Origin of the sequence: Flavobacterium oreochromis, from assembly GCF_019565455.1 — a bacterium.
GTDB classification, from domain to species: Bacteria; Bacteroidota; Bacteroidia; order Flavobacteriales; family Flavobacteriaceae; genus Flavobacterium; species Flavobacterium oreochromis.
The window spans coordinates 95,548-118,318 of record NZ_CP067377.1 but is presented as its reverse complement, the minus strand read 5'-3'; the positions used below and the strand labels follow the sequence as shown (position 1 = coordinate 118,318).

Below are 22,771 nucleotides of genomic sequence, written 5' to 3'. Positions count from 1 at the left end.
TGTTTTGGCTTTTTTAATAGGTATTTTATTTCCCTTAAGTATAGTTTTTATCTTAACTGTTTTAGATAATTCAATTAATAAAGTAGATGATATTGAAAAACTGACCCAAATACCTGTTTTAGGTGTTGTTGGGGTTAATCATATGTATTCTAATTTAGCTGTTTTTGAAAAGCCAAAATCACCTTTAGCTGAAAGTTTTAGAGGTATACGTTCGTCTTTACAATTTTTATATAAAAACAAATACATACAGGGGCAAAAGTATTGATGATTACTTCCTCAGTTGGAGGAGAAGGCAAAACATTCTGTTCTCTTAATATCGCTTCTGTATTTGCTTTTAGCGAAAAGAAAACAGTAGTAGTAGGTCTTGATTTGCGAAAACCAAAACTATTTGAAGATTTTAATCTTACCAATAATGAAGGAGTTGTTAATTATTTGATTGGACAAAAGAAATTAGAAGAAATAATTAAAAATACACATATACCTTATTTAGATTTAATTAGTTCAGGACCTATACCGCCTAATCCTTCAGAACTAATTCTTAGTGAAAGTATGGAGGAATTAATAAATGAATTAAAAAAACATTATGATTATATAATATTGGATACCCCTCCAATAGGCTTAGTAGCAGACGCATTAGAATTAATACCTTTTTGTGATACATCTATTTATGTCGTAAGGCAAGGGGTGACTAAAAAGGAAATGTTGCGTATCGTAAATGAAAAGCATAAATCAGGTGTTTTGAAAAACATTAGTATTGTTTTTAATGGCTATCATAATAAATCAAAATATGGTTATGGTTACGGAGATGGCTATGGTTATGGTTATGGAGCGTATGGAGATGGTTATTTAGAAAATCAGCCTAAAAAAACTTGGTGGAAAAAGTTTAGTATAAAATTATCAGATAAAGATAAAAAAAAATAAAGTGAAAATCGTAATTACAGGCTGTGCTGGATTTATTGGGTCTAATTTAACAGAATATTTTTTAGGAAAAGGATACGAAATCGTTGGTTTGGATAATTTTTCTACAGGCTATTTTAAAAATATAGAACACTTACTAAGAAATAGTAACTTTAAATTTATAGAAGGAGATATTAGAGATATTGAGATTTGTAAAAAAGTAGTTCAAGGGGCGGATTGTATATTGCATCAAGCAGCCTTAGGATCTGTTCCTAGATCATTGCATGATCCGTTAACATCTAATGAGGTAAATGTCAATGGCTTTTTAAATATGTTATGGGCTGCTAAAGAGGCGGGAGTTAAGAGATTTATATACGCAGCAAGTTCTTCTACTTATGGTGATTCGCAAAGTTTGCCTAAAGTTGAAGAAATTATAGGAAGACCACTTTCTCCCTATGCTATTACCAAATACATAAATGAATTATATGCAGATATTTTTGGTAAATCTTATGGGATTGAAACGATAGGTTTGCGTTATTTTAATGTTTTTGGTAGAAAACAAGATCCTAATGGAGCATACGCAGCAGTTATTCCTAAATTTGTAATGCAATTTATGAAATATGAAAGTCCTGTGATTAATGGTGATGGGGAGTACTCACGTGATTTTACTTATATAGATAATGTGATTCAGATGAATGAGTTGGCTATGTTAACTCAAGACTCTAGAGCTATAAATACTGTTTTTAACACAGCATTTGGAGAAAGAACAACATTAAATCAAATGATTACTATTTTACAAAAGGAATTAGCAAAAAAAGACTCTAAAATTGCAGATGTTAAAGTGGTTTATGGTCCAAAAAGAAATGGAGATATTCCTCATTCTTTAGCTTCCATAGAAAAAGCACAAATTATATTAGGATACCAGCCTAAATTCTCTTTACAAAGAGGGTTGGAGCAAGCTATTCATTGGTATTGGGAAAATTTAGAATAAAAGCATAATGAAAATAGGTGTAATTGGTTTAGGATATGTAGGTTTGCCGTTAGCAAGATTGTTAGCAACTAAATACGCAGTAGTTGGTTTTGACATAAATCAATTAAGAATTAAAGAGTTAAATCAAGGGGATGATTCTACTTTAGAAATAAGTTTAGAATTATTAAAGTCTGTATTGAAGATAAAAGATGATTCTAATTTAGGTTTATATTGTTCCTCTGATTTAAATGATTTAAAAGCTTGTAATTATTTTATAGTTACAGTTCCTACACCTGTAGATAAACATAATAAACCAGATTTAGCTCCTCTTTATAGGGCGAGTCAAACGGTTGGTAAAGTCTTGAAAAAAGGAGATGTTGTGATTTATGAGTCAACTGTTTATCCAGGGGCTACAGAAGAAGAATGCGTACCTGTTTTAGAAAAGACTAGTGGTTTGAAGTTTAATGTTGATTTTTTTGTAGGTTATTCACCAGAGCGTATAAATCCAGGTGATAAAAATCATACCGTTGATAAAATATTAAAAGTAACTTCAGGTTCTACTTTAGAGATAGGAAAGAAAGTAGATGATTTGTATAAATCAGTTATAACAGCAGGTACACATTTAGCTCCATCTATTAAAGTTGCAGAGGCGGCTAAAGTTATAGAAAATTCACAACGTGATATCAATATAGCATTTGTCAATGAATTAGCAAAAATATTTAATTTATTAGATATTGATACGCAAGCAGTACTTGAGGCAGCAGCTACTAAATGGAATTTTCTTCCATTCAAACCAGGTTTAGTTGGTGGGCATTGTATAGGAGTGGATCCTTATTATTTAGCTCAGAAGGCACAAGAAAAAGGATATCATCCAGAAATAATTTTAGCAGGTCGTCGTCTAAATGATAGTATGGGGGAATATGTTGCTTCTCAGGTAGTTAAGCTAATGATTAGAAAAGATATTGTTATAAATAAAGCAAAAGTTTTAATGTTAGGTATTACTTTTAAAGAAAATTGTCCTGATGTACGAAATACAAAGATTGTAGATGTAGTGACTTCTTTAAAAGAATATGGTATTGAAGTAATGGTCTATGATCCATGGATTGATGTAAAAGAAGTTGAAAGAGAGTATGGTTTGATAGCTTCAACAAGTTTACCTAATGAGCTTTTTGATGCAATCGTTTTAGGGGTTGCTCATAATGAATTTTTATCAATTGACTTCGATAAATTTAAAAAGAAAAGGCAATTATTTATGATGTAAAAGGAATATTACATTGTAATGTCGACGGAAAGTTGTAGCTTTGTAAACTTTCTTATTAATACTACTTGAATGAAGGTAAAGAATATTTGCTGTATAGGTGCAGGTTATGTTGGGGGACCTACTATGGCAGTAATAGCTCAAAAATGCCCTGAAATTAATGTAACAGTTGTTGATTTAAATGAAGTAAGGATTGCAGCTTGGAATGATTTAGACCTTTCAAAGTTACCAGTATATGAACCTGGACTCGATAAAGTTGTATCAGAAGCTAGAGGTAGAAATTTATTCTTTTCTACTGAAGTAGATAGAGCTATTGATGAGGCTGATATGATTTTTATATCAGTAAATACACCTACTAAAACTTATGGTGCAGGTAAAGGTATGGCTGCAGATTTAAAATACATAGAACTCTGTGCTCGTCAGATTGCACGTGTAGCAAAAACAGATAAAATTGTAGTTGAAAAATCGACGCTTCCAGTAAGAACAGCTGAAGCATTAAAAAGTATTTTAGACCATACAGGTAATGGTGTTGCTTTTCATATATTATCTAATCCTGAGTTTTTAGCCGAAGGAACTGCTGTAGAGGATTTACATGCGCCAGATCGTGTATTAATTGGAGGCGAAAATAAAGATGCAATTCAAGCATTAGTAGAAATATATCAACATTGGGTCCCAACAGAAAGAATTTTGACTACAAATGTATGGTCTTCCGAACTTTCTAAGTTAACAGCTAATGCTTTTTTAGCTCAGCGTGTATCTTCTATCAATGCTATTTCAGAAGTTTGTGAAAAGACAGGAGCAGACATAAACGAAGTAGCCAAGGCAATAGGAATGGATTCTCGAATAGGAGCTAAGTTTTTAAAAGCATCAGTAGGATTTGGTGGTTCTTGTTTTCAAAAAGACATCTTAAATCTTGTTTATATTGCTAAATCTTATGGTTTAAATGAAGTTGCTGATTATTGGGAACAAGTTATCATTATGAATGATCATCAAAAACATCGTTTTGCTAAAAATATCGTAAAAACCTTATATAATACAGTATCAGGGAAAAAAATAGCAATATTAGGTTGGGCTTTTAAAAAGATACAAATGATACACGTGAATCAGCAGCTATAAATGTGGCTAAAGATTTGGTAGCGGAACAAGCTAATGTAACGGTTTATGACCCTAAAGTTGCAGAACAACAAGTTTTGATAGATATAGGACAAAAAATAGAAGAGTTAAAAGTAGTGACAGATCCTTATTTAGCTTGTAATGAGGCACATGCTATAGCTATTTTGACTGAATGGGATGAATTTAAGGAGTACGATTGGAAAAAAATATATGATACTATGTTAAAGCCAGCTTTTATTTTTGATGGTAGAAATATTTTAGATCGTAGTTATATGCAAGAAATAGGTTTCGTGTATTCAGCAGTAGGGTCATCTTCAAACTAAATGATTTTTTAAAATGAGAAAAAATATATTAATTACAGGTGGAGCAGGATTCATAGGTTCACATGTAGTAAGACAATTTGTTAAAAAATATTCAAATTATCATATCTATAATTTAGACGCTTTGACTTACGCAGGTAATTTAGAAAATATAAAAGATATACAAGATGAGCCTAATTATACCTTCTTAAAGGGAGATATAGTAGATGCTGATTTTATTGATCAAATCTTTCAAGAATATCAATTTGAAGGAGTTTTACATTTGGCAGCTGAGTCACATGTAGATCGCTCAATTACAGATCCTTTAGCTTTTGTTAAAACTAATATAATAGGGACTGTTAATTTGCTTAATGCTGCTAAGATGATTTGGGGGGATAATTACGAAGGAAAACGTTTTTATCACATATCTACTGATGAAGTTTATGGAACTCTAGGAACGTCAGGTTTATTTACAGAAACAACATCTTATGACCCTAATTCACCCTATTCAGCTTCTAAAGCAAGTTCCGATCACTTTGTACGTGCATATGGAGAAACTTATGGATTACCTTACGTGTTGACTAATTGTTCAAATAATTATGGTCCCTATCATTTTCCAGAAAAATTAATTCCTCTTTTCATTAATAATATTATCAATAAGAAACCATTGCCTGTTTACGGAGATGGTAATTATACTCGTGATTGGTTATTCGTAAAAGATCATGCGGTTGCAATAGATTTAGTTTTTCATAAGGGAAAGAATCATGAAACCTATAATATAGGAGGTTTTAATGAATGGAAAAATATTGATTTAGTTCGTTTACTTTGTCAAAAAATGGATCAGAAACTTGGTCGAAATGAAGGAGAATCAGCTGAGTTAATTACATATGTAAAAGATAGACCAGGACATGATTTGCGTTATGCAATCGATGCCTCAAAAATAAATAAAGAATTAGGTTGGTCACCATCTGTTACCTTTGAAGAAGGTTTAGAAGAAACAATTAATTGGTATTTAGAAAATACAGGATGGCTAAATAATGTCACTTCAGGAGAATACGCAAAATATTACGAAAAACAATATCAATAAAACAAACTAATAAAGGAATAATGGACTTTTATAAAGTCTTATTTTTTGCTTTTGGCTAAAAAAATAATTATGAAAGGAATAATTTTAGCAGGAGGTTCGGGGACTCGCTTGCATCCTTTAACGCAAGTGGTATCAAAACAATTGTTACCTGTTTATGATAAACCCATGATTTATTACCCGCTTTCTGTATTAATGTTAGCAGGAATAAAGGAGATTTTAATTATTTCTACACCTCATGATTTGCCTAATTTTAAGCGATTATTTGGAGATGGAAGCCAATTGGGAATGCAATTGTCGTATGTAGAACAACCCTCACCTGATGGATTAGCACAAGCATTCATTTTAGGACAAGAATTTATAGGTGATGACGATGTGTGTTTAATCCTTGGAGATAATATTTTCTACGGTGCAGGATTACAAAACTTATTAACGAACGCTGTAAATATTGTAAAGGAAAAGAATGAAGCTACAGTGTTTGGATACTATGTAGATGATCCCGAACGCTATGGTGTAGCTGAATTTGATCCTAATGGTAAAGTATTATCAATTGAAGAAAAGCCTGTAGAACCAAAATCTAATTTTGCAGTAGTAGGACTTTATTTTTATCCAAATTCAGTTGTTGAAATTGCTAAAAATGTAAAGCCATCAGATCGTGGCGAATTAGAAATTACTACCGTGAACCAAAGGTACTTGGAACAAGGTGAATTAAATCTGCAATTAATGGGACGAGGTTTCGCTTGGTTAGATACTGGTACACATGAATCGTTAACTGAAGCAACCGAATTTGTGAAAGCTGTAGAAAAAAGAACAGGTTTAAAAATTGCATGTATTGAAGAGGTAGCTTATCGTAAAGGATTTATTTCTAAAGAGGAATTTGGTAAATGTGCAGAAGGACTTGGTAAGAGTACTTATGCGGAGTATTTAAGAAAAGTTTCTAAATAGGTTGCTAATTATGAATAAGATAAGTACAGTTATATTGTCAGGAGGTATAGGTAGTCGTCTTTGGCCACTTTCTAGAAAGAGTGTGCCTAAGCAATATTTACCTTTGTTTAATAATAAAAATTTATTTTCATTAACTATTGATAGAAACATTAGTATAACTAATAAATTTATACTTGTAGGTAACGAAAGTAATGTTGAGTTAGGCTCTAATGAATTTACTAATTTAGGAATTGATTTTTTAAAGATTACTGAAACTTTACCTAAAAATACTGCTGCAGCTATTGCTTTTTCAGCTTTTGCTTCAAATTTAGATGATATTTTACTTGTAGTACCTTCAGATCATATTATAGTTGATGTTGAAAATTACCATAAAAGTGTTAATCATGCTATAACTTTAGCAGAACAAGGTAATATTGTTACTTTTGGTATCATACCAACTAAACCTGAAACTGGTTTCGGATACATTGAAAGCGATGGTGAAAATGTCATTAGTTTTAGAGAAAAACCAAATAAAGAAACAGCGATTTCATTCCTTAATGCAAAAAAATTCTTCTGGAATAGTGGAATGTTTTGTTTTAAAGTATCGGTATTGTTAGATGAATTGCTTAAATTTGAACCTAAAATATTTGAGGCCTCTAAGTTTGCGTGGGATAATTCTATTGATGGAATTCTACAAACTTCTTACATGGAGAATATTATTTCTAAGAGTATTGATTATGCAGTTATGGAGAGAAGTAATAAGATCAAAGTAGTTTTAGGAGATTTTGGTTGGTCTGATTTAGGTTCTTTTGAATCTTTATATGAGTATTTTGCTAATAACGGAAATGAACCTGATGAGAATGGTAATATGTATATAGGTTTTAAGGATAAATTTTTTCAATTTCTTGGACTTCAAAATACAATTTTAGTTGAAACTGAAGATGCTAATTTAATTCTTAGAAAAGAAAATTCTCAGGAGGTAAAAAATATATATGAAAAATTAGAGAAAATTGACTCTCCTTTAATAAAATAAAAGATATGGAACACGATGTAAGACCTTGGGGTGAATATTGGGTGTTGGGAAATGCCTCAACACATAAGGTAAAAAGAATTTTAGTTAATCCTGGAGGAAGACTTTCTTTACAATATCATTTTAAAAGAAGTGAAGTGTGGACAATTATAGAAGGTATAGGCACTATAACTATTAACAATAATATTCAAGATTATTGCCCTGGACAAGTTGCTCAAATACCTCAGGGAGCTCACCATAGAATCGAAAATAAAACGAATAACCCTTTAATTTTTATCGAAGTTCAATACGGTACATATTTTGGCGAAGATGATATTGTAAGGGTAGAAGATGATTATAATAGAAAGTAAGTTTATTTGATGAAAGAAAAAATTAATAAGATTTTACGCATTGCTAAAGAAAATAAAAAAGTCATAGAGAATTATTTCTTTATGACTATTTTGCAAGTTTTAAATTCTTTTTTCTATTTATTGGTATATCCATATTTAATTAGGGTTTTAGGTGTAGAATCTTATGGAATATTTGTTTTTGCTAACTCTATTGCTGCTTATTTTTTATTTTTTGTAAACTTTGGCTTAGAATTACCATCTGTAAAAACAGTTTCAGTAAATGTTGATAACAATATTGCTTTAAGTAATATTTTATCTCATATTTTTACAGCTAAGCTTTTTTTGTTTGTTATATCTTCGATAGTTTTTTTGATACTCCTTTTTTCTGTACCGATATTTATAAATAATAAGTTACTTTTTACTATACTTTTTGTTACGAACATTTCTGCAATTCTTTTTCCTCAGTGGTTTTTTCAAGGAATTCAAAAAATGAGAGTTGTTACATACATACAAATTTTATCTAAGTTTATTACTTTGCCATTTGTTTTCTTTTTCGTGAAATCAAAAGAAGATCTTTTAATATATGTTGCAATTATGTCATTAGGTAATGTTTTGGCAGGTATAATTGCTTTTTTTATAGTTCTCTCTAAAGGCCTAAAAATTACTATAAAACCATTATCTGAATCATTCATTTATTTGAAGGAAGCTCTTCCTTTTTTCTATACATACTTAGCAGGAACTATTAAAGAATATAGTATTCCTCTTTTTATTGGTTTTTTTTAACAATGAGAGATGTAGCAATCTATGATTTAGCATTAAAAGTTGTTATTATTCCTCGAATGTTAATTATGAGTATAAATGCGGCAATTTTTCCTAAGTTAGTTAGAAATGTTAACGCTTCAATAATAAAGAAAATTATTAAGGTTGAGTATATAGTGTCGTCAATTTTAATTATTTTATTAATATTATTCGGAAATTTATTGATTAATATATTGGGAGGTAATGGTTTTGAAATGTGTTTTCCTTTAGTATTATTTTTAAGTACTACGATTATGAGTTGGTTGGTTGTTACAGCATATATTAATTTTGTGTTTATTCCTACAAACAATAATTACTATGTAACATTGAATCAGATAGTTTCTTTATTTACATGTCTAATTTTCTGTCTGTTAATTTTTGTTTATAAAAATGTTTTAATTTTTGGAATAGCCATTTCTTTTTCTGCTATTTCAGAGATTTTGTTCTGTAGATTTATTGTCAGAAAAAATAGTATGTTAAAATCGATATGAATAACTTTATATATGTCTAAATTATATTTTTTAATTATTTTTCTGGTATCTTTACTTATATGTTTATTCGCTCCAAGTGTATATAATTATTCGTATTCAGTTCTTTGTTTTTGTATTACTATTTTTTCCTTTATTTCGTATCTATTAATAAGGAAAAAGAAAAACTATTTCGATTTTGATAATATGTTTTTTGTTTCATTTTTATTCGTTACTTTTTATTATACGGTATATATGTATGAAACAGATCCTTATAGGTATGTATTTTATGAGTTATATTTTGATAAAAACACATTACCATTGTCATCAGGGTTATCTTTGTTAAGTATATCTGGTTATATTTTTGGTGCAGTGTTAGTCAATACAAAAAAAAGAAGTTCTTCATCACTTAAGACTATTGATTTTACCACTTTTAAAAGTATAAATACTACACCACTTTTTTTACTCTCTTTGTTTTTTTTACTATTATATGTTCTAACAGGAGGCTATGAACAAATAATGATGCAGTATATAGGAGGCGGGGTTGATGTGGTTCAAGAAGGGGCTATTAGTCAGTATTTCTTTGCTATATTTCCTGCTTTTATGTTGTCAGGAATAATTGGAGAAGCTATTAATTTAAAAATACACAATAATAAAAGTATTGTTTTTTTAAAGATTAACAAAGTCGCTTACATATGTGTAGGCTTAATTTTTTTATGTTTTTCTTAATTGGTAGTAGAACTATACCTATACAGATTGTTTTAACCATTTTGGGGTTGTATTCACTATTGTATAAGCCAGTCTCGTTAGTTAGGTTTTCTTTTATTATTTTTGTTGGTATTGTTTTATTTGCAGTTATTGGTTTTTTTCGACAAGTTTCAAATAAATATGAGGAATTTCATATCGAAGATTCTGCAATGGATTTTATCGTAAATAATCGAAATACATATGTGGCAATAGATTATGTAAAGGAAAATGGCTTTACTTATGGTGAATCCATGTTGTCCCCTCTTTTAGCACCCATACCTTTTTGCAATCTATGGTAGTTGCAATCTTTGGTTTCGATCAAGATAATATGCGCTCTGCACTTATTACTACAAAGGCAACTTTTGGAGAGGTTGGTACGTGGGGGCTAGGAACAAATATAGTCGCCGATGTTTATCTTGCTTTTGGAATAGTAGGTGTCTTTTTTCTTTTTCCTATATTAGGGTACAGTGTTAATTATGCTAGAATGAATGCCTTATCTTCTATTAGAAGTTTTATTAGTTATGCTGTAATAGTTGGGTTTTCTGTTTATTTAGCAAGAGCAGAATATTTTTATTTTCTTAGATTTTTATTATGGTGTATCATAATTCTATCAATTACTCTAAAAATTCAAAAAAGATTAAAATAGTATTAATAATAGGAGATATAGCTAGATCAGGAGGGACAGAACGTTCTACAATTAATTTGGCTAATATGTTAATATCAAAACATGAGGTTGTAGTGGTTAGTTTGTCAGAAAATAGGCCTGTTTTTTTTGAATTAGATCAGCGAGTAACACTTGATTTTTTATCAATGAAGCCGATGACTATTAAACTGACTTCAAAAATAATCTGGTACATTGAATTTTTTTCAAAAATGAAAAAAACAATAGCAAGGCATAAGCCTGATGTAATTATAGGAGAAGGGCATAATATTAGTGGAGTACTTCCTTTTGTAAAAGGAACAGAAAAAATAAAAAAAATTGCTTGTGAACATATAGATTACGATTCTATCCCTCTCCTTTCAAGAGTATTAATGAAAATAGGATACTCTAAGTTGACGGCAGTTGTAACTTTGTCTACTATTGCATTGAATAAGATAAAACATTTAAATAAAAATATAAAAATCATTCCTAATTCCTTACCATTCTTTACTGAAGCGGTTTCTAATGTGACAGAAAATACAATCATTATGGTAGGTAGATTAAGTCAAGAAAAAGGATATGATCGGGTAGTACCCATAGCTAAAAAGTTGCTAAATGAATTTCCACATTGGAGAATCAAAATATTTGGTAATGGTGACAAAGAGATGGAATTAAAAAAGTTATTTAAAAATGAAGGTTTAGATAATGTATTGTTTTTTTCACCAGTAAAAAATATTGTTGATCAATATATGGCAGCATCCATTTTTATGATAACATCATATAATGAAGCACTCCCAATGGTTATACTAGAGGCACAACATTGCGGTCTACCAGTAGTTGGTTATTTTTGTGAAGGAACTCAGGCTTTAATCAAAGAAAATATTACAGGATATGTTTTGGATAATGAGGACGATTTTTACGAAAAACTGAAAAAATTAATTTCTAATCAAGATTTAAGGTTAAAAATAGGAGGGAATTGTAAAATGGAATCTTTGAAATATTCTCCTGATATGATTTTAAAAAAATGGGAAAGCTTGCTTTCTTAATAAAGATTCTTAAAGTTTAATTGTAAAGACTTATTCTAATTCGAATAAGTATAACCTTTTTCGGATAAAAACAAATATAAAGAAGGTTAGAGTACTTTAGGACGAGGATAGGAATCTGCTAAAAGCTAGATTTATATTTTTGTAAGTTATAATATCTTGTGTTTTAGTAAAAAAATATTGATTTTTTTTAGATATAGTAATACTGAATTTTATGAGATATTTACTAATTTTTAATATATTGTAAATTGTTTTAAACAAACAATAACTAATTAAATAATGAAAATCATTTTTGATAATATAATTTATTCGCTTCAAAGATCTGGAGGGGGGTCTGTTTACTGGACAGAGTTAATTAAAAGATTTAATAATTTGACAGACGAAGAAGTTTCTTTTTATGAACCAATTGAAGAAAATGAAAATATTTTTAGAAAAGACCTAACGCTTAAAAATGTAAAAAATGAAACTTTCTTGAAATTAGCTATTAGAAGATATCTTAATTTTACGATTCCTATCACGTCTAAGACAATCTTTCATTCTAGTTATTTTAGAATTTCAAAATCAAAAAAAGCTATAAATATTACCACAATCCATGATTTTACCACTGAAAAATTTAGAACAGGTCTGGCTAAATGGGTCAACTTGTATCAAAAAAAAATATGCCGTTTTAAATTCCGATGGTATTATTTGTATATCTGAAAATACAAAAAAAGATTTAGTAGCTTTTGTCCCAAATGTAGATAGAAGTAAGATAAAGGTAATTTATAATGGAGTAAGTAGAGAATTTTATCCAATCCATACCGATTTTACAATTTCAGCCCAATCCTCTGATTTTGAGGCTTTACAAGATTATAAATATTTGTTGTATATAGGTCATAGGACCAGTTATAAAAATTTTCCATTAGCTGTAAAAGCAGCAGCTCAGTTTAAAGGAGAATTTAAACTGGTTATTATAGGGGAACCTTTAAACAAGGGAGAGGAAAAAATGTTAGATGATTTACTGAAAGTAAAAGAAAGTTATTTCGTGTTTAGTAGACTGGATAATGTAAAGTTAAATTTGCTTTATAATAAGGCATTTGCCTTATTGTATCCTTCTTCTTATGAAGGTTTTGGTATTCCATTGCTAGAAGCAATGAAAACGCATTGCCCTGTAATTGCTTCAAATAATTCCTCCATTCCTGAGGTGGCAGGAAACGGTGCTGTTTTGCTCGATCAAATAGATGAGTTTAAAATAGCTAGTGCAATACAGCAATTGAAAAATATTGAATTTAGGAATAAATTAATTAAAAGAGGTATAGAGCAAAGTGCTAAATTTGATTGGGATTTAACATTTCAGCAATATTTGAATTTTTATAAGGAATTATATTATGAAAGATAGGATTATTCAATATGGTATATGGGGAATAGTTAGAATGAGTGTCAATTTAATTAGAACAAGAATATTTTATTCTAAAGCAAGAATTATACGTTTTCCTTTTGATATTAGAGGAAGCAAATTTATTAATTTTGGAAAAGGATTTACTTGTGGGCCAGGGTGCCGTTTAGAAGCTTATCCTCAGCAAAATGAGAGAGTATTGTTTTTTGGGAATAATGTGCAGTTAAACGATTATGTTCATATAACAGCCATGAAAAAAAGTGTTTATAGGCAATAATGTTCTATTGGCAAGTAAAATATATATATCAGATTGCTCGCATGGTAGCTACGCTGGCAACACAGATGATAGTCATCCTGATATATCACCAAATAAGAGACAGTTATTTGCAAAACCAGTTGTAATTGAAGATAACGTATGGTTAGGTGAATTTGTTTCTGTTTTACCAGGTGTTACCATAGGAAAAGGAACTATTGTGGGAGCTAATTCAGTAGTTAGTAAATCATTACCGCCTTATGTGATAGCTGTTGGAGCACCAGCAAAACCAATAAAAAAATTTAATTTTTCCATAAAAATGTGGGAAAGAATATAATGAACCTTTTAAAATAAAAAGCAAAGATATTAAGAAAATGAGTGTGACAATGTCTTGTGTAATAATAAATAAATAGAAAACTGATGAAAATTTTAATTACAGGAGGAGCTGGATTTATAGGCAGCAACCTTGCACTGAAACTAATTGATAAAGGATATAAAGTTACAGTTTTAGATAATTTATCACCTCAAATTCACGGTGAAAAACCTGAAAAGACGTCTCCTTTATATACTTCTATTAAAGATAAAGTTACTTTTATTAAAGGTACAGTAACTTCTCGTTTAGATTGGGAAAAAGCATTAACCAATCAAGAGATAGTGGTACATTTTGCTGCTGAAACAGGAACTGGACAATCTATGTATTGTATTGAAAAATATACTGAAGTAAATATACAAGGAACGGCAATTATGCTCGATGTTTTAGCTAATAGTCCAGCACATACCGTAAAAAAGGTTGTTATTGCTTCTTCACGTTCTATATATGGTGAAGGGAAATATAGACATCCAGAGTTGGGTATTGTTTATCCTACACAAAGAAATGAAAAGGACATGCTTGATGGTAATTTTGAAGTTAATTTTCATGATGGAAAAACACTTGAATTGCTAGCTACCTGTGAAGAATCAAAAATTCATCCTTCCTCAGTTTATGGTATTACTAAGCAAAATCAGGAACAAATGATTATGACTGTTTGCCCTACTTTAGGTATTGCTCCAGTAGCTTTTAGATATCAAAATGTATATGGTGCAGGGCAATCTTTATCAAATCCTTATACAGGTATTTTGTCCATCTTTTCAACTCAAATTCGTAATGGTAATGGGATAAAAATTTTTGAAGATGGATTAGAAAGTAGAGACTTTGTTTACATAGACGATGTTGTAGATGCTACCATCTTAGGTATTGAAAAAGAAGAAGCTAATGGAGAGGTTTTTAATGTAGGAACAGGAGTGCCTATAGATGTAAATGCCGTAGCAAGTACTCTAATTAAAGCTTATATGATAGAAGTGCCAGTTACTATTACTGGTAATTTTAGATTAGGAGATATACGTCATAATTATGCCGATTTAACTAAGATTAATAACTTATTAGGATTTAGACCCAAAGTGGATTTTACGAGTGGAATAGCTAAGTTTACAGAGTGGGTTTTGCAACAAGAAATTAACGAAGATAAATTAGATAGTTCCCTTAATGAAATGCGGAAGAAAGGTTTGTTAAAATAATGGTAAAGGAAGTTTTACAAGGGAAAAAAATCTTGTTTTTATCTGTAAGTTTCTTTAGTTATGAAAAAATAATAAAGGATAGACTTACTAGTTTAGGGGCAAATGTTTTTTTTTATGACGAAAGAGTTTCAAACTCTATCTTAGCAAAAGGGTTGATACGTTTTAATAGAAATTTATACAAACATCAAATCGATACCTATTATAAAAAAATTATTTCAAAAATTGAAAATGAAAGGTTTGACTATTTTTTAGTAATTAAAGGTGAAGCAATTCCATTATTTTTTTTAGAAAAAGTAAAAGCATTAAACCCTGAAATTAAATCGATTTATTATAATTTCGACTCATTTGTTAATAATCCTAATGGTTTATTGAATTTAGATTATTTTGATATGAAGTTTACATTTGATAGATCAGATGCTATAAAATATAATTTACATTTTAGACCCTTGTTCTTTTCTAACGAATATGAAGAATTATATAATAATTCAAAAGATAATATGCTTTCTTCTTTTGAATACGCTTCTTTATTTATTGGATCAGCACACACTGATAGATATTTAATTAGTGAAAAAGTAAGTAATTGGTGTAAACAAAAGAGTTTAAAATATTATTCGTTTTATTTTTCACCTAGCAAATTAGTGTTTTATTTTAAAAAGAGGTTTGATCGTTCGTTTAAAGATTTTGACATAAATAAAGTGTCTTTTAATAGTTTAAGTCATAACCAGATAATTAATTTGTATAGCAAAACTTTGTCTATTTTAGATATTAACCATCCATCACAAGTAGGTTTAACTATGCGTACTTTTGAGGTATTAGGATCTGGAAAAAAATTAATTACTACAAATGCTGATATAATTAATTATCCTTTTTATAATCCTAATAATATATTAATTATAAATAGAAAAAATATAATCATTAATGAAGATTTTTTTAAAGAAAACTTTGTAGCTCTAGAGGATACTGATCGTAGGATGATGTCTTTAGACGGATGGTTAGATTGCTTATTTAATATGCAACAAGATGAATATTGGTACGGAAAAAAAAGTAAACTTGCCATTTTTGGGACAAATGGTTTTGTAGGAAAAAATATTGTTTCTCTTTTAACAAACACGGTTTATAATGTGAATTTAAGAGAAGCCCATTGGGAAGAAATGATACCAATAGATTCAGATGTCTTTATTAACTGTATTGGAAAAGCACATGATCATAAAGGAACAGTATCAGAACAAGATTTTTTTGAATCAAACTATCAAGTGGTGAAAAAAATTTACAATGCCTTCTTACATAGTAATGCTCAATTATTGATACATATTAGCTCAATAGCTGTGGTAGAGGAAATCGTTTCAGATGATTTTTTAACTGAAAATTCAAATCTAAACCATACTTCTATATATGCACGTTCTAAATATGAAGGTGAAAAATTTTTATTAACTCAAAAAATACCTGAAGGGAAAAAAATAATAATTTTGCGGCCACCTATGATACATGGTCCTGGAGACAAAGGTAGTTTAAGTTTGTTGTATAAGTTTATCAGAAAAAGAATGCCTTATCCTTTATTAGTCTTTAATAATAGAAGATCATTCATTGCTATTGATAATTTTTGTTTTTTTATACAAAAAATAATTGATAATAAAGCTAGTATTTCGGGAGGAATTTATCATGTAGCTGATGATCAGCCAGTAGCTACTAATCAAATAGTAGACATAATAAAAGAAAATAAAGGAATAAAAAGCAAAGATTTTAAAATTCCAAAATGGATTATCTTTACAATTGCGAAATTAGGAGACTATGTTCCTATACCATTAAATTCTCTTCGGTTAAAAAAAATGACATCTACATTATTAGTTTCAAATCAAAAAATTAAAAAAGAATTGAATATAAAGAAATTGCCTATAACAGCTCAAGAAGCTCTTGTGAAAACAATTAAATCATTTAATTAATGGGGTATATTTTTATATTTTTTGGATTATTTGTACTTATTAATATATATTTTAAAATAGCAGATACGTACAATATTATTGATAAACCCAATCATAGAAGTGCACATACAGAAATTACTATTAGAGGGGGAGGTATTATATTTTGGTTTAGTGCAATCATAATATCAGTGCAATATTTTCAAGAATTAAAATGGTTTTTACTAGGTATAACTTTAATGAGTTTGGTCAGTTTTTGGGATGATATACAAAGTTTGCCTAATAAAATTAGATTGATTGTTCATTTTACAGCAATTACTCTAGCTTTTTATTCGTTGGGATTATTCTCAATTTTTCCCATTTATTTAATTATAATTGCTTATTTTTTATTCGTAGGAATTATTAATGCTTATAATTTTATGGATGGTATTAATGGTATAACAGGCTTATATACATTGGTTTTCTTCTCCGCAATGTATTGGGTTAATCAGAATGAATTAATATTTACTATTTCTGATTTTTTATTATACCCAATGATTGCAAGCTTAGTATTCCTGTTTTATAATTATAGAGGAAAAGCAAAATGTTTTGCTGGAGATATAGGAAGTATTAGTATAGCTTTTTGGATTGTTTACACATTAGTATTGTTAATGCTTAAAACAAAATCGTTTGTTTGGATGTTGTTTTTATCAGTATATGGAGTTGATACAGTAGTCACAATAATGCATAGACTTTATTTAAAAGAAAATATTTTTGAGGCACATAGGCATCATTTTTATCAAGTCCTTTGTAATGAAATGAAAATTTCACATAAAAAGGTATCTTTAGTATATGCAGTTGTACAGTTATTGATAGATATGATCGTTATACGTTATGAGAAGCAAATAAATGATGTAATGATGTTTTTTATGATTCTTTTACCTTTAATTTTATTGTATACTTATAAGTTTTCGTTAATTAAAAAGCTTAATTTGAGATAATGAAAAATACGGATTTTCCTAAGATTTTGGAAGGAGGATATTTTGAAGATCATAGAGGAAGTGTTCAGTTTGTAAATGATTTTCAATTTACTAATATAAATAGATTTTATATAATTAAAAATTCAGAATCTGATCGATTACGAGCTTGGCAAGGACATAAACTAGATGAAAAAAATTTTTATTGTGTTCAAGGTTCATTTAAAATAGGATTTGTAAAAATTGATAATTGGGAAAATCCTTCTAAAGATTTAATTGTAAATACAGAAATATTATCAGCAAATGAATCTAAAATATTAAAGATTCCTCCAGGATATGCAAATGCTATTTTGAGTTTAGAAAAAGATTCAAAATTAGTTTCTTTTTCCACCTTGCCCTTAAGCATGGTAGAAGAAGATGATGTAAGATATGATTCAGATACATGGATAATCAATGATTAATCAACGCATTTTTTTGTCGAGTCCCCATATGTCTGGAAATGAAAGTCTGTTTGTAAAAAATAAAGAGACTGGATTCATAGAGATTAATAACGGAAACTGCTCGGAATTTGAAATCAGTTTAGAGAAATATTTATGTGAAAATAGAAATGTAGCAGTTTTAAATTCAGGGACAGCAGCATTGCATTTAGGACTCATTTTATTAGATGTTCAAGCGCATGATTATGTTTTATGTCAATCAATGACCTTTTCTGCTTCAGCAAACCCAATTATTTATTTAGGAGCAAATCCAATTTTTATAGATAGTGAAAGAGATACGTGGAATATGTGTCCTCTTGCTTTAGAAAAAGCTATTCTTGATAAGTTGTCTAAAGGAGTAAAGCCTAAAGCTATTATAATAGTACATTTATATGGTATGCCTGCTAAAATAGATGAAATAATTGTTATCTCAAATAAATATGAAATACCAATATTAGAAGATAGTGCAGAAGCATTAGGGAGTTCTTATAAAGATCAAAAATGCGGAACTTTTGGAGATATTGGGGTGCTTTCATTTAATGGGAATAAAATTATAACGACTTCAGGAGGTGGAGCAATTATTACTAAAAAGAAGAGTGATAGAGATAAAGCTATTTTTCTTTCTACCCAAGCAAGAGATAATGCCCCACATTATCAACATAGTCATATCGGATATAATTATAGAATGAGTAATATTTGTGCAGGAATAGGAAGGGGACAAATGCTTGTTTTGGAAGAATATATAGAGTTGAGAAGAAGAATAAATCAATTTTATAAAGCATTTTTTATAAATATTTCTGATGTAACTATCCTTAGTGAGCCATCAAGTGATTATTATTCAAATTATTGGTTAACTACAATTGTTTTAAAATCGTATGATGAAAGAGAAAATTGCGATTAGCTTTTGAAAAAGCTAATATAGAAACTAGACCTTTGTGGAAACCTATGCATCTTCAACCGGTATTTAAATCATGTTCTTATTATGGGGAAAGAACTTCAGAGGATTTGTTTGAAAGAGGATTGTGTCTTCCGTCAGGATCTAATTTGACAGAAACTGAAAAAGAACGAATTCTCTCGGAACTTCAATTATTTTTTCAGTAATTTGCAATGTAGAAAATTAGATGAAATTGGGATATAATGTTTTTTTAGAAGTGAGAGAATATTTGAACAAGAAAATTAATGATAGAATCATATCTAAAATTAACTTGGATAACATAGGTTACTTACCTAGATGGTCAGTTCTCTTTTTAGATATTTTTGTAATTAGTTTCGCTACTGCTTTAACTTACTATTTATTTAAAGGAATTAATCTTAAGTTTATAACGGCTCAATATGAAGGAATTAAAATTCCTCTGTACTTTTTTGTTAATATTTTCTTTTTTTGGATATTCAAAACCTATTCAGGAATTATTAGACATTCTTCTATAATTGATGCTGTTAAGATATTGTTTGCTCAATCTTTATCTTTCTTTACATTAGTTGTCATAGATGCTATTAGTAAGACTTTTTTTTCTATAGATCTATACTTTACAACAGCATTATTAGTTAATTCATTTATAGTTTTTTGTTTACTTTTTTTTTATAGAGTATTAGTTAAGAAAATATTTGAAATTTATTTCTCAAATATATTAGTCGGAAAACAGCAAATATTACTTGTTTATGGTTCAGATGCTAACGCTATTGCAGTAGCAAATGCTCTTTTAGCAGAAATCCCCAAACGTTTTCATGTAAAAGGTTTTATAGATAAATATCAATCTAATGATTCTAAAAGAGCATTAGGTTTACCTATATTTAGTGTTAAAGAAAATCTTTCAGAATTATTTGAAAAAAATGATATATCAGGTTTAGTTATTGCAGATAAAAGCCTAACAAAAGAAGAACAAATTGACTTAGTAGATGAATGTTTAGAACTTGGAGTTAAAGTTTTTACAGTTCCTCTTGTTTCTGATTGGGAAAATCAAAAAGAAATTTCAAATAAAATAAAAAGTTTCGAAATAGAAGATTTGTTAGATAGAAAACCTATAATTTTAGACAATGAAGCTATTTCTCTTACCCACACAAATAAGACTGTTTTAATAACAGGAGCGGCTGGCTCTATTGGGAGTGAGATCGTTAGACAAGTAATAGGCTTTAAACCTAGTGTTTTGTTATTAGTAGATCAAGCAGAGACTCCTTTGTACAATTTATTAATAGAATTGGAAAAATATGATACTTCATCTATTGAAATCATTGCTAAGGTAGCAGATATAAGAGATAAACAACGTTTAGAAAATTTGTTTAAAAAATATCTACCTAATATTATATATCACGCAGCAGCATATAAACATGTTCCTTTGATGGAAGAAAATCCATCACAAGCTATTTTTGTAAATGTTATGGGTACTGGTAATTTAGCTGATTTAGCAGTTCAATATCAAGTAGATCGTTTTGTCATGGTTTCAACTGATAAGGCTGTAAATCCAAGTAATGTGATGGGAGCAAGTAAAAGAATTGCAGAAAAATATGTTCAATCATTACATTTTGAATTATTAAAAAAAGGAATTAAAACAACCAAATTTATTACGACTCGATTTGGAAATGTTTTAGGATCTAATGGTTCGGTAGTACCATTGTTTACAAAACAAATTTCGGAAGGAGGTCCTGTAACGATTACCCATAAAGATATAATTCGATATTTTATGACAATTCCCGAAGCTTGTCAGCTTGTGTTAGAAGCAGGGACTATGGGATGCGGAGGAGAAATTTACATATTTGATATGGGAAAGCCTGTTAAGATTTATAGTTTAGCAGAAAAAATGATAAGGTTAGTAGGCTTAGTTCCTAATGTAGATATAGAAATAAAAGAAATAGGATTAAGACCAGGTGAAAAATTATATGAAGAATTATTAAAAGATGATTCAAAGACCTTACCCACTCATCATGAAAAAATATTAGTAGCTCAAGATGTAATAGAAGATTATGAAGAGATAAGAAAAAATATTCAATTGTTGATTGATACTACTTTTAAATATTCTAATCATAATATTGTAAAATATATGAAAATGATTGTGCCAGAATTTAAAAGTTTAAATTCTGATTATGAAATTCTAGATAAAAATTGATGTATGAGAAGTAAAATTTATTTATTTGTTTTTGGAATAATTTCTTTTTTTGTATTAGGTTGTTCTCAACAGAAGAAGATAGCATATTATTCAGATCTATCTAATAATTCAAGTTTTGAAAACGTAGTGTTTTTTGAACCCAAAATACAACCAGATGATTTATTGTTAATTACAGTTTCAGCTCCAGACCCTGATGCAGCAGCCCCTTTTAATTTAGAAAGTACAACGGCACCAAGTGTAAGTAATCAAGGAATGTCTGGTCCAAGACAACAACAATTATATTTGGTAGATCAAAAAAATCAAATAGAATTTCCTATTATAGGGGCTTTAACTTTTGGAGGTTTGAAGAAAGAAGAGGCAATCAGTTTATTAAAAAATAAATTAAAAGTCTATATTAAAAATCCTATTGTTAATATTCGTATAATGAACTTTAAAGTAAGTGTTATAGGTGAGGTTGTAAGACCAGGGAGTTTTAATGTGGTTAGTGAGCGTATTACGTTGCCTGAAGCGTTAAGTTTAGCTGGTGATTTAACAATTTATGGAAAAAGAGATAACGTTTTATTAATAAGAGAGAATGAAGGTCGAAAATCATACCATAGAATAGATTTGACAAAGTCTGATTTTATGAATTCTCCTTATTACTATTTGAAACAGAATGATTTAATTTATGTAGAGCCTAACAGAGCAAGGGCTAATGCTTCTACATTTAACCAAAATATACCTGTTTGGATTTCGTTGAGTTCTGTTCTAATATCACTAGTACTATTGTTTAAAAAATAATAATTAAGATGCAAAATAATTTTATGCCAGTAGAAGAAAATATAAATGAAATAAATATAAAACAAATATTAAATAAGTTTTTACGTAATTGGTATTGGTTTGTTATTTTGATTTTGTTATGCTTGTTATTATCCAAAATTTATTTACGTTATGCTACACCTACATATCAAGCTTCGACTAAAGTATTAATAAAAGACGGAGAATCAGGAGGATTAGTGTCTGAACTATCTGTTTTAGAGGATATTGGTGGTTTGGGAGGAGCTAAAAATAAGATTGATGATGAAATTGAAATTTTAAAGTCTAGAAATATAATAAGAAAAGCCTTGTTATCAGGTGGTTTTTATATAGATTATTATGCTATTGGTCGGATTAAATCTACTAATCTTTATGGTAAAAGTCCAATAAAGATTCTTTTTGAGAATAAAGAAAAAATAGATTTAGATACAACTCTTAGAATAGAATTAAGAGGAGCTAATAAATTTACTTTATACAACCAAAATAAAGAATTAGTAGGAGAATATCATTATAATGATATTATAAAAAGTCATAAATTAGGTAATTTTATTATAGAAAAAGTATTTATATCGGATAACAAAAAAAAGATTAAACATTATAATGGAGGAACGTATCAAATAGATATAAAAGACCTTGATAAAGAAATTAATTTAGTTCAAAAAAGATATTAGTTCAACCTCTCAATAAAAAAACAAATGTAGTAGAAATTAGTATTACCGATCCAGTTCCACAAAGAGCGGTTGATT

The 22,771-nt window shown here is 29.0% G+C and carries 22 protein-coding genes and 3 pseudogenes; all 25 read left to right on the top strand.

Features of this window, described 5'->3' with window-relative positions:
* The first annotated feature begins 4 nt into the window (after positions 1-4).
* The 25 genes and pseudogenes from JJC03_RS18495 (at position 5) to JJC03_RS00510 (ending at position 22,696) form a co-directional block, all read left to right on the top strand.
* Positions 5-265: a YveK family protein gene (locus JJC03_RS18495; RefSeq protein ID WP_309597709.1), complete on the top strand. Its 261-nt coding sequence runs from the start codon at positions 5-7 to the stop codon at positions 263-265.
* Positions 265-921, top strand: a complete 657-nt coding sequence (locus JJC03_RS18490; RefSeq protein ID WP_309597708.1) for a tyrosine-protein kinase family protein — start codon at positions 265-267, stop codon at positions 919-921. The genes JJC03_RS18495 and JJC03_RS18490 overlap by 1 nt, the downstream gene beginning before the upstream one ends.
* 1 nt (position 922) lies before the next feature.
* Positions 923-1,888: an SDR family oxidoreductase gene (locus JJC03_RS00620; RefSeq protein ID WP_088398169.1), complete on the top strand. Its 966-nt coding sequence runs from the start codon at positions 923-925 to the stop codon at positions 1,886-1,888.
* Between the two features lie 7 nt (positions 1,889-1,895).
* Positions 1,896-3,166 (top strand): annotated as a pseudogene (locus tag JJC03_RS00615) (nucleotide sugar dehydrogenase).
* A 31-nt stretch (positions 3,167-3,197) separates the two neighbouring features.
* Positions 3,198-4,561: pseudogene (locus JJC03_RS00610) on the top strand (nucleotide sugar dehydrogenase).
* Between the two features lie 13 nt (positions 4,562-4,574).
* The gene (gene rfbB / locus JJC03_RS00605; RefSeq protein ID WP_103714529.1) at positions 4,575-5,624 is read left to right on the top strand and encodes a dTDP-glucose 4,6-dehydratase; all 1,050 of its coding nucleotides are present in this window, start codon (positions 4,575-4,577) and stop codon (positions 5,622-5,624) included.
* A 69-nt stretch (positions 5,625-5,693) separates the two neighbouring features.
* Positions 5,694-6,566 (top strand): glucose-1-phosphate thymidylyltransferase RfbA, encoded by an 873-nt coding sequence (gene rfbA / locus JJC03_RS00600; protein ID WP_235873806.1) that lies wholly within the window; start codon positions 5,694-5,696, stop codon positions 6,564-6,566.
* A gap of 10 nt (positions 6,567-6,576) precedes the next feature.
* Positions 6,577-7,578, top strand: coding sequence for a mannose-1-phosphate guanylyltransferase (locus JJC03_RS00595; RefSeq protein ID WP_088444290.1), 1,002 nt, complete (start codon positions 6,577-6,579; stop codon positions 7,576-7,578).
* 5 nt (positions 7,579-7,583) lie between these two features.
* Positions 7,584-7,925, top strand: a complete 342-nt coding sequence (locus JJC03_RS00590; protein WP_088444291.1) for a phosphomannose isomerase type II C-terminal cupin domain — start codon at positions 7,584-7,586, stop codon at positions 7,923-7,925.
* Positions 7,926-7,934: 9 nt separating this feature from the next.
* Positions 7,935-8,687, top strand: coding sequence for an oligosaccharide flippase family protein (locus tag JJC03_RS00585; RefSeq protein WP_235873804.1), 753 nt, complete (start codon positions 7,935-7,937; stop codon positions 8,685-8,687).
* Between the two features lie 2 nt (positions 8,688-8,689).
* On the top strand, positions 8,690-9,193 hold the full coding sequence (locus tag JJC03_RS00580) for a hypothetical protein (protein WP_235873803.1): 504 nt from the start codon (positions 8,690-8,692) through the stop codon (positions 9,191-9,193).
* Positions 9,194-9,376: 183 nt separating this feature from the next.
* Entirely contained in the window at positions 9,377-9,898 is a 522-nt protein-coding gene (locus JJC03_RS00575) for a hypothetical protein (RefSeq protein ID WP_235873802.1), read from the top strand.
* 310 nt (positions 9,899-10,208) lie between these two features.
* On the top strand, positions 10,209-10,562 hold the full coding sequence (gene wzy, locus JJC03_RS00570; protein ID WP_235873801.1) for an O-antigen polysaccharide polymerase Wzy: 354 nt from the start codon (positions 10,209-10,211) through the stop codon (positions 10,560-10,562).
* Positions 10,508-11,602, top strand: a complete 1,095-nt coding sequence (locus JJC03_RS00565; RefSeq protein WP_088444294.1) for a glycosyltransferase — start codon at positions 10,508-10,510, stop codon at positions 11,600-11,602. Before wzy ends, JJC03_RS00565 begins: the two co-directional genes overlap by 55 nt.
* Before the next feature lie 589 nt (positions 11,603-12,191).
* Positions 12,192-12,977: a glycosyltransferase family 4 protein gene (locus JJC03_RS00560; RefSeq protein ID WP_235873800.1), complete on the top strand. Its 786-nt coding sequence runs from the start codon at positions 12,192-12,194 to the stop codon at positions 12,975-12,977.
* Positions 12,967-13,251 carry an LbetaH domain-containing protein gene (locus JJC03_RS00555; protein WP_235873799.1) on the top strand — a complete coding sequence of 95 codons (285 nt, stop codon included), beginning with the start codon at positions 12,967-12,969 and terminating at the stop codon, positions 13,249-13,251. The genes JJC03_RS00560 and JJC03_RS00555 overlap by 11 nt, the downstream gene beginning before the upstream one ends.
* A complete protein-coding gene (locus JJC03_RS18485; RefSeq protein ID WP_235873798.1) occupies positions 13,235-13,564 on the top strand; it encodes a DapH/DapD/GlmU-related protein in 330 nt (109 codons plus the stop codon). The genes JJC03_RS00555 and JJC03_RS18485 overlap by 17 nt, the downstream gene beginning before the upstream one ends.
* An 83-nt stretch (positions 13,565-13,647) precedes the next feature.
* Entirely contained in the window at positions 13,648-14,781 is a 1,134-nt protein-coding gene (locus JJC03_RS00545) for an NAD-dependent epimerase/dehydratase family protein (protein WP_088444297.1), read from the top strand.
* Positions 14,781-16,721, top strand: coding sequence for a WaaS/CpsH family glycosyltransferase (locus JJC03_RS00540; protein WP_235873797.1), 1,941 nt, complete (start codon positions 14,781-14,783; stop codon positions 16,719-16,721). The genes JJC03_RS00545 and JJC03_RS00540 overlap by 1 nt, the downstream gene beginning before the upstream one ends.
* A complete protein-coding gene (locus tag JJC03_RS00535; protein WP_235873796.1) occupies positions 16,721-17,677 on the top strand; it encodes an MraY family glycosyltransferase in 957 nt (318 codons plus the stop codon). The genes JJC03_RS00540 and JJC03_RS00535 overlap by 1 nt, the downstream gene beginning before the upstream one ends.
* Positions 17,677-18,114 carry a cupin domain-containing protein gene (locus tag JJC03_RS00530; RefSeq protein ID WP_235873794.1) on the top strand — a complete coding sequence of 146 codons (438 nt, stop codon included), beginning with the start codon at positions 17,677-17,679 and terminating at the stop codon, positions 18,112-18,114. Before JJC03_RS00535 ends, JJC03_RS00530 begins: the two co-directional genes overlap by 1 nt.
* Positions 18,110-19,230, top strand: a pseudogene (locus JJC03_RS00525) (DegT/DnrJ/EryC1/StrS family aminotransferase). The gene JJC03_RS00530 and the pseudogene JJC03_RS00525 overlap by 5 nt, the downstream one beginning before the upstream one ends.
* Positions 19,231-19,256: 26 nt before the next feature.
* A complete protein-coding gene (locus JJC03_RS00520; protein WP_374226241.1) occupies positions 19,257-21,230 on the top strand; it encodes a polysaccharide biosynthesis protein in 1,974 nt (657 codons plus the stop codon).
* Positions 21,231-21,233: 3 nt separating this feature from the next.
* Positions 21,234-22,010 (top strand): polysaccharide biosynthesis/export family protein, encoded by a 777-nt coding sequence (locus JJC03_RS00515; RefSeq protein ID WP_103715372.1) that lies wholly within the window; start codon positions 21,234-21,236, stop codon positions 22,008-22,010.
* Positions 22,011-22,018: 8 nt separating this feature from the next.
* Entirely contained in the window at positions 22,019-22,696 is a 678-nt protein-coding gene (locus JJC03_RS00510; RefSeq protein WP_235873793.1) for a Wzz/FepE/Etk N-terminal domain-containing protein, read from the top strand.
* Positions 22,697-22,771: the final 75 nt, after the last annotated feature.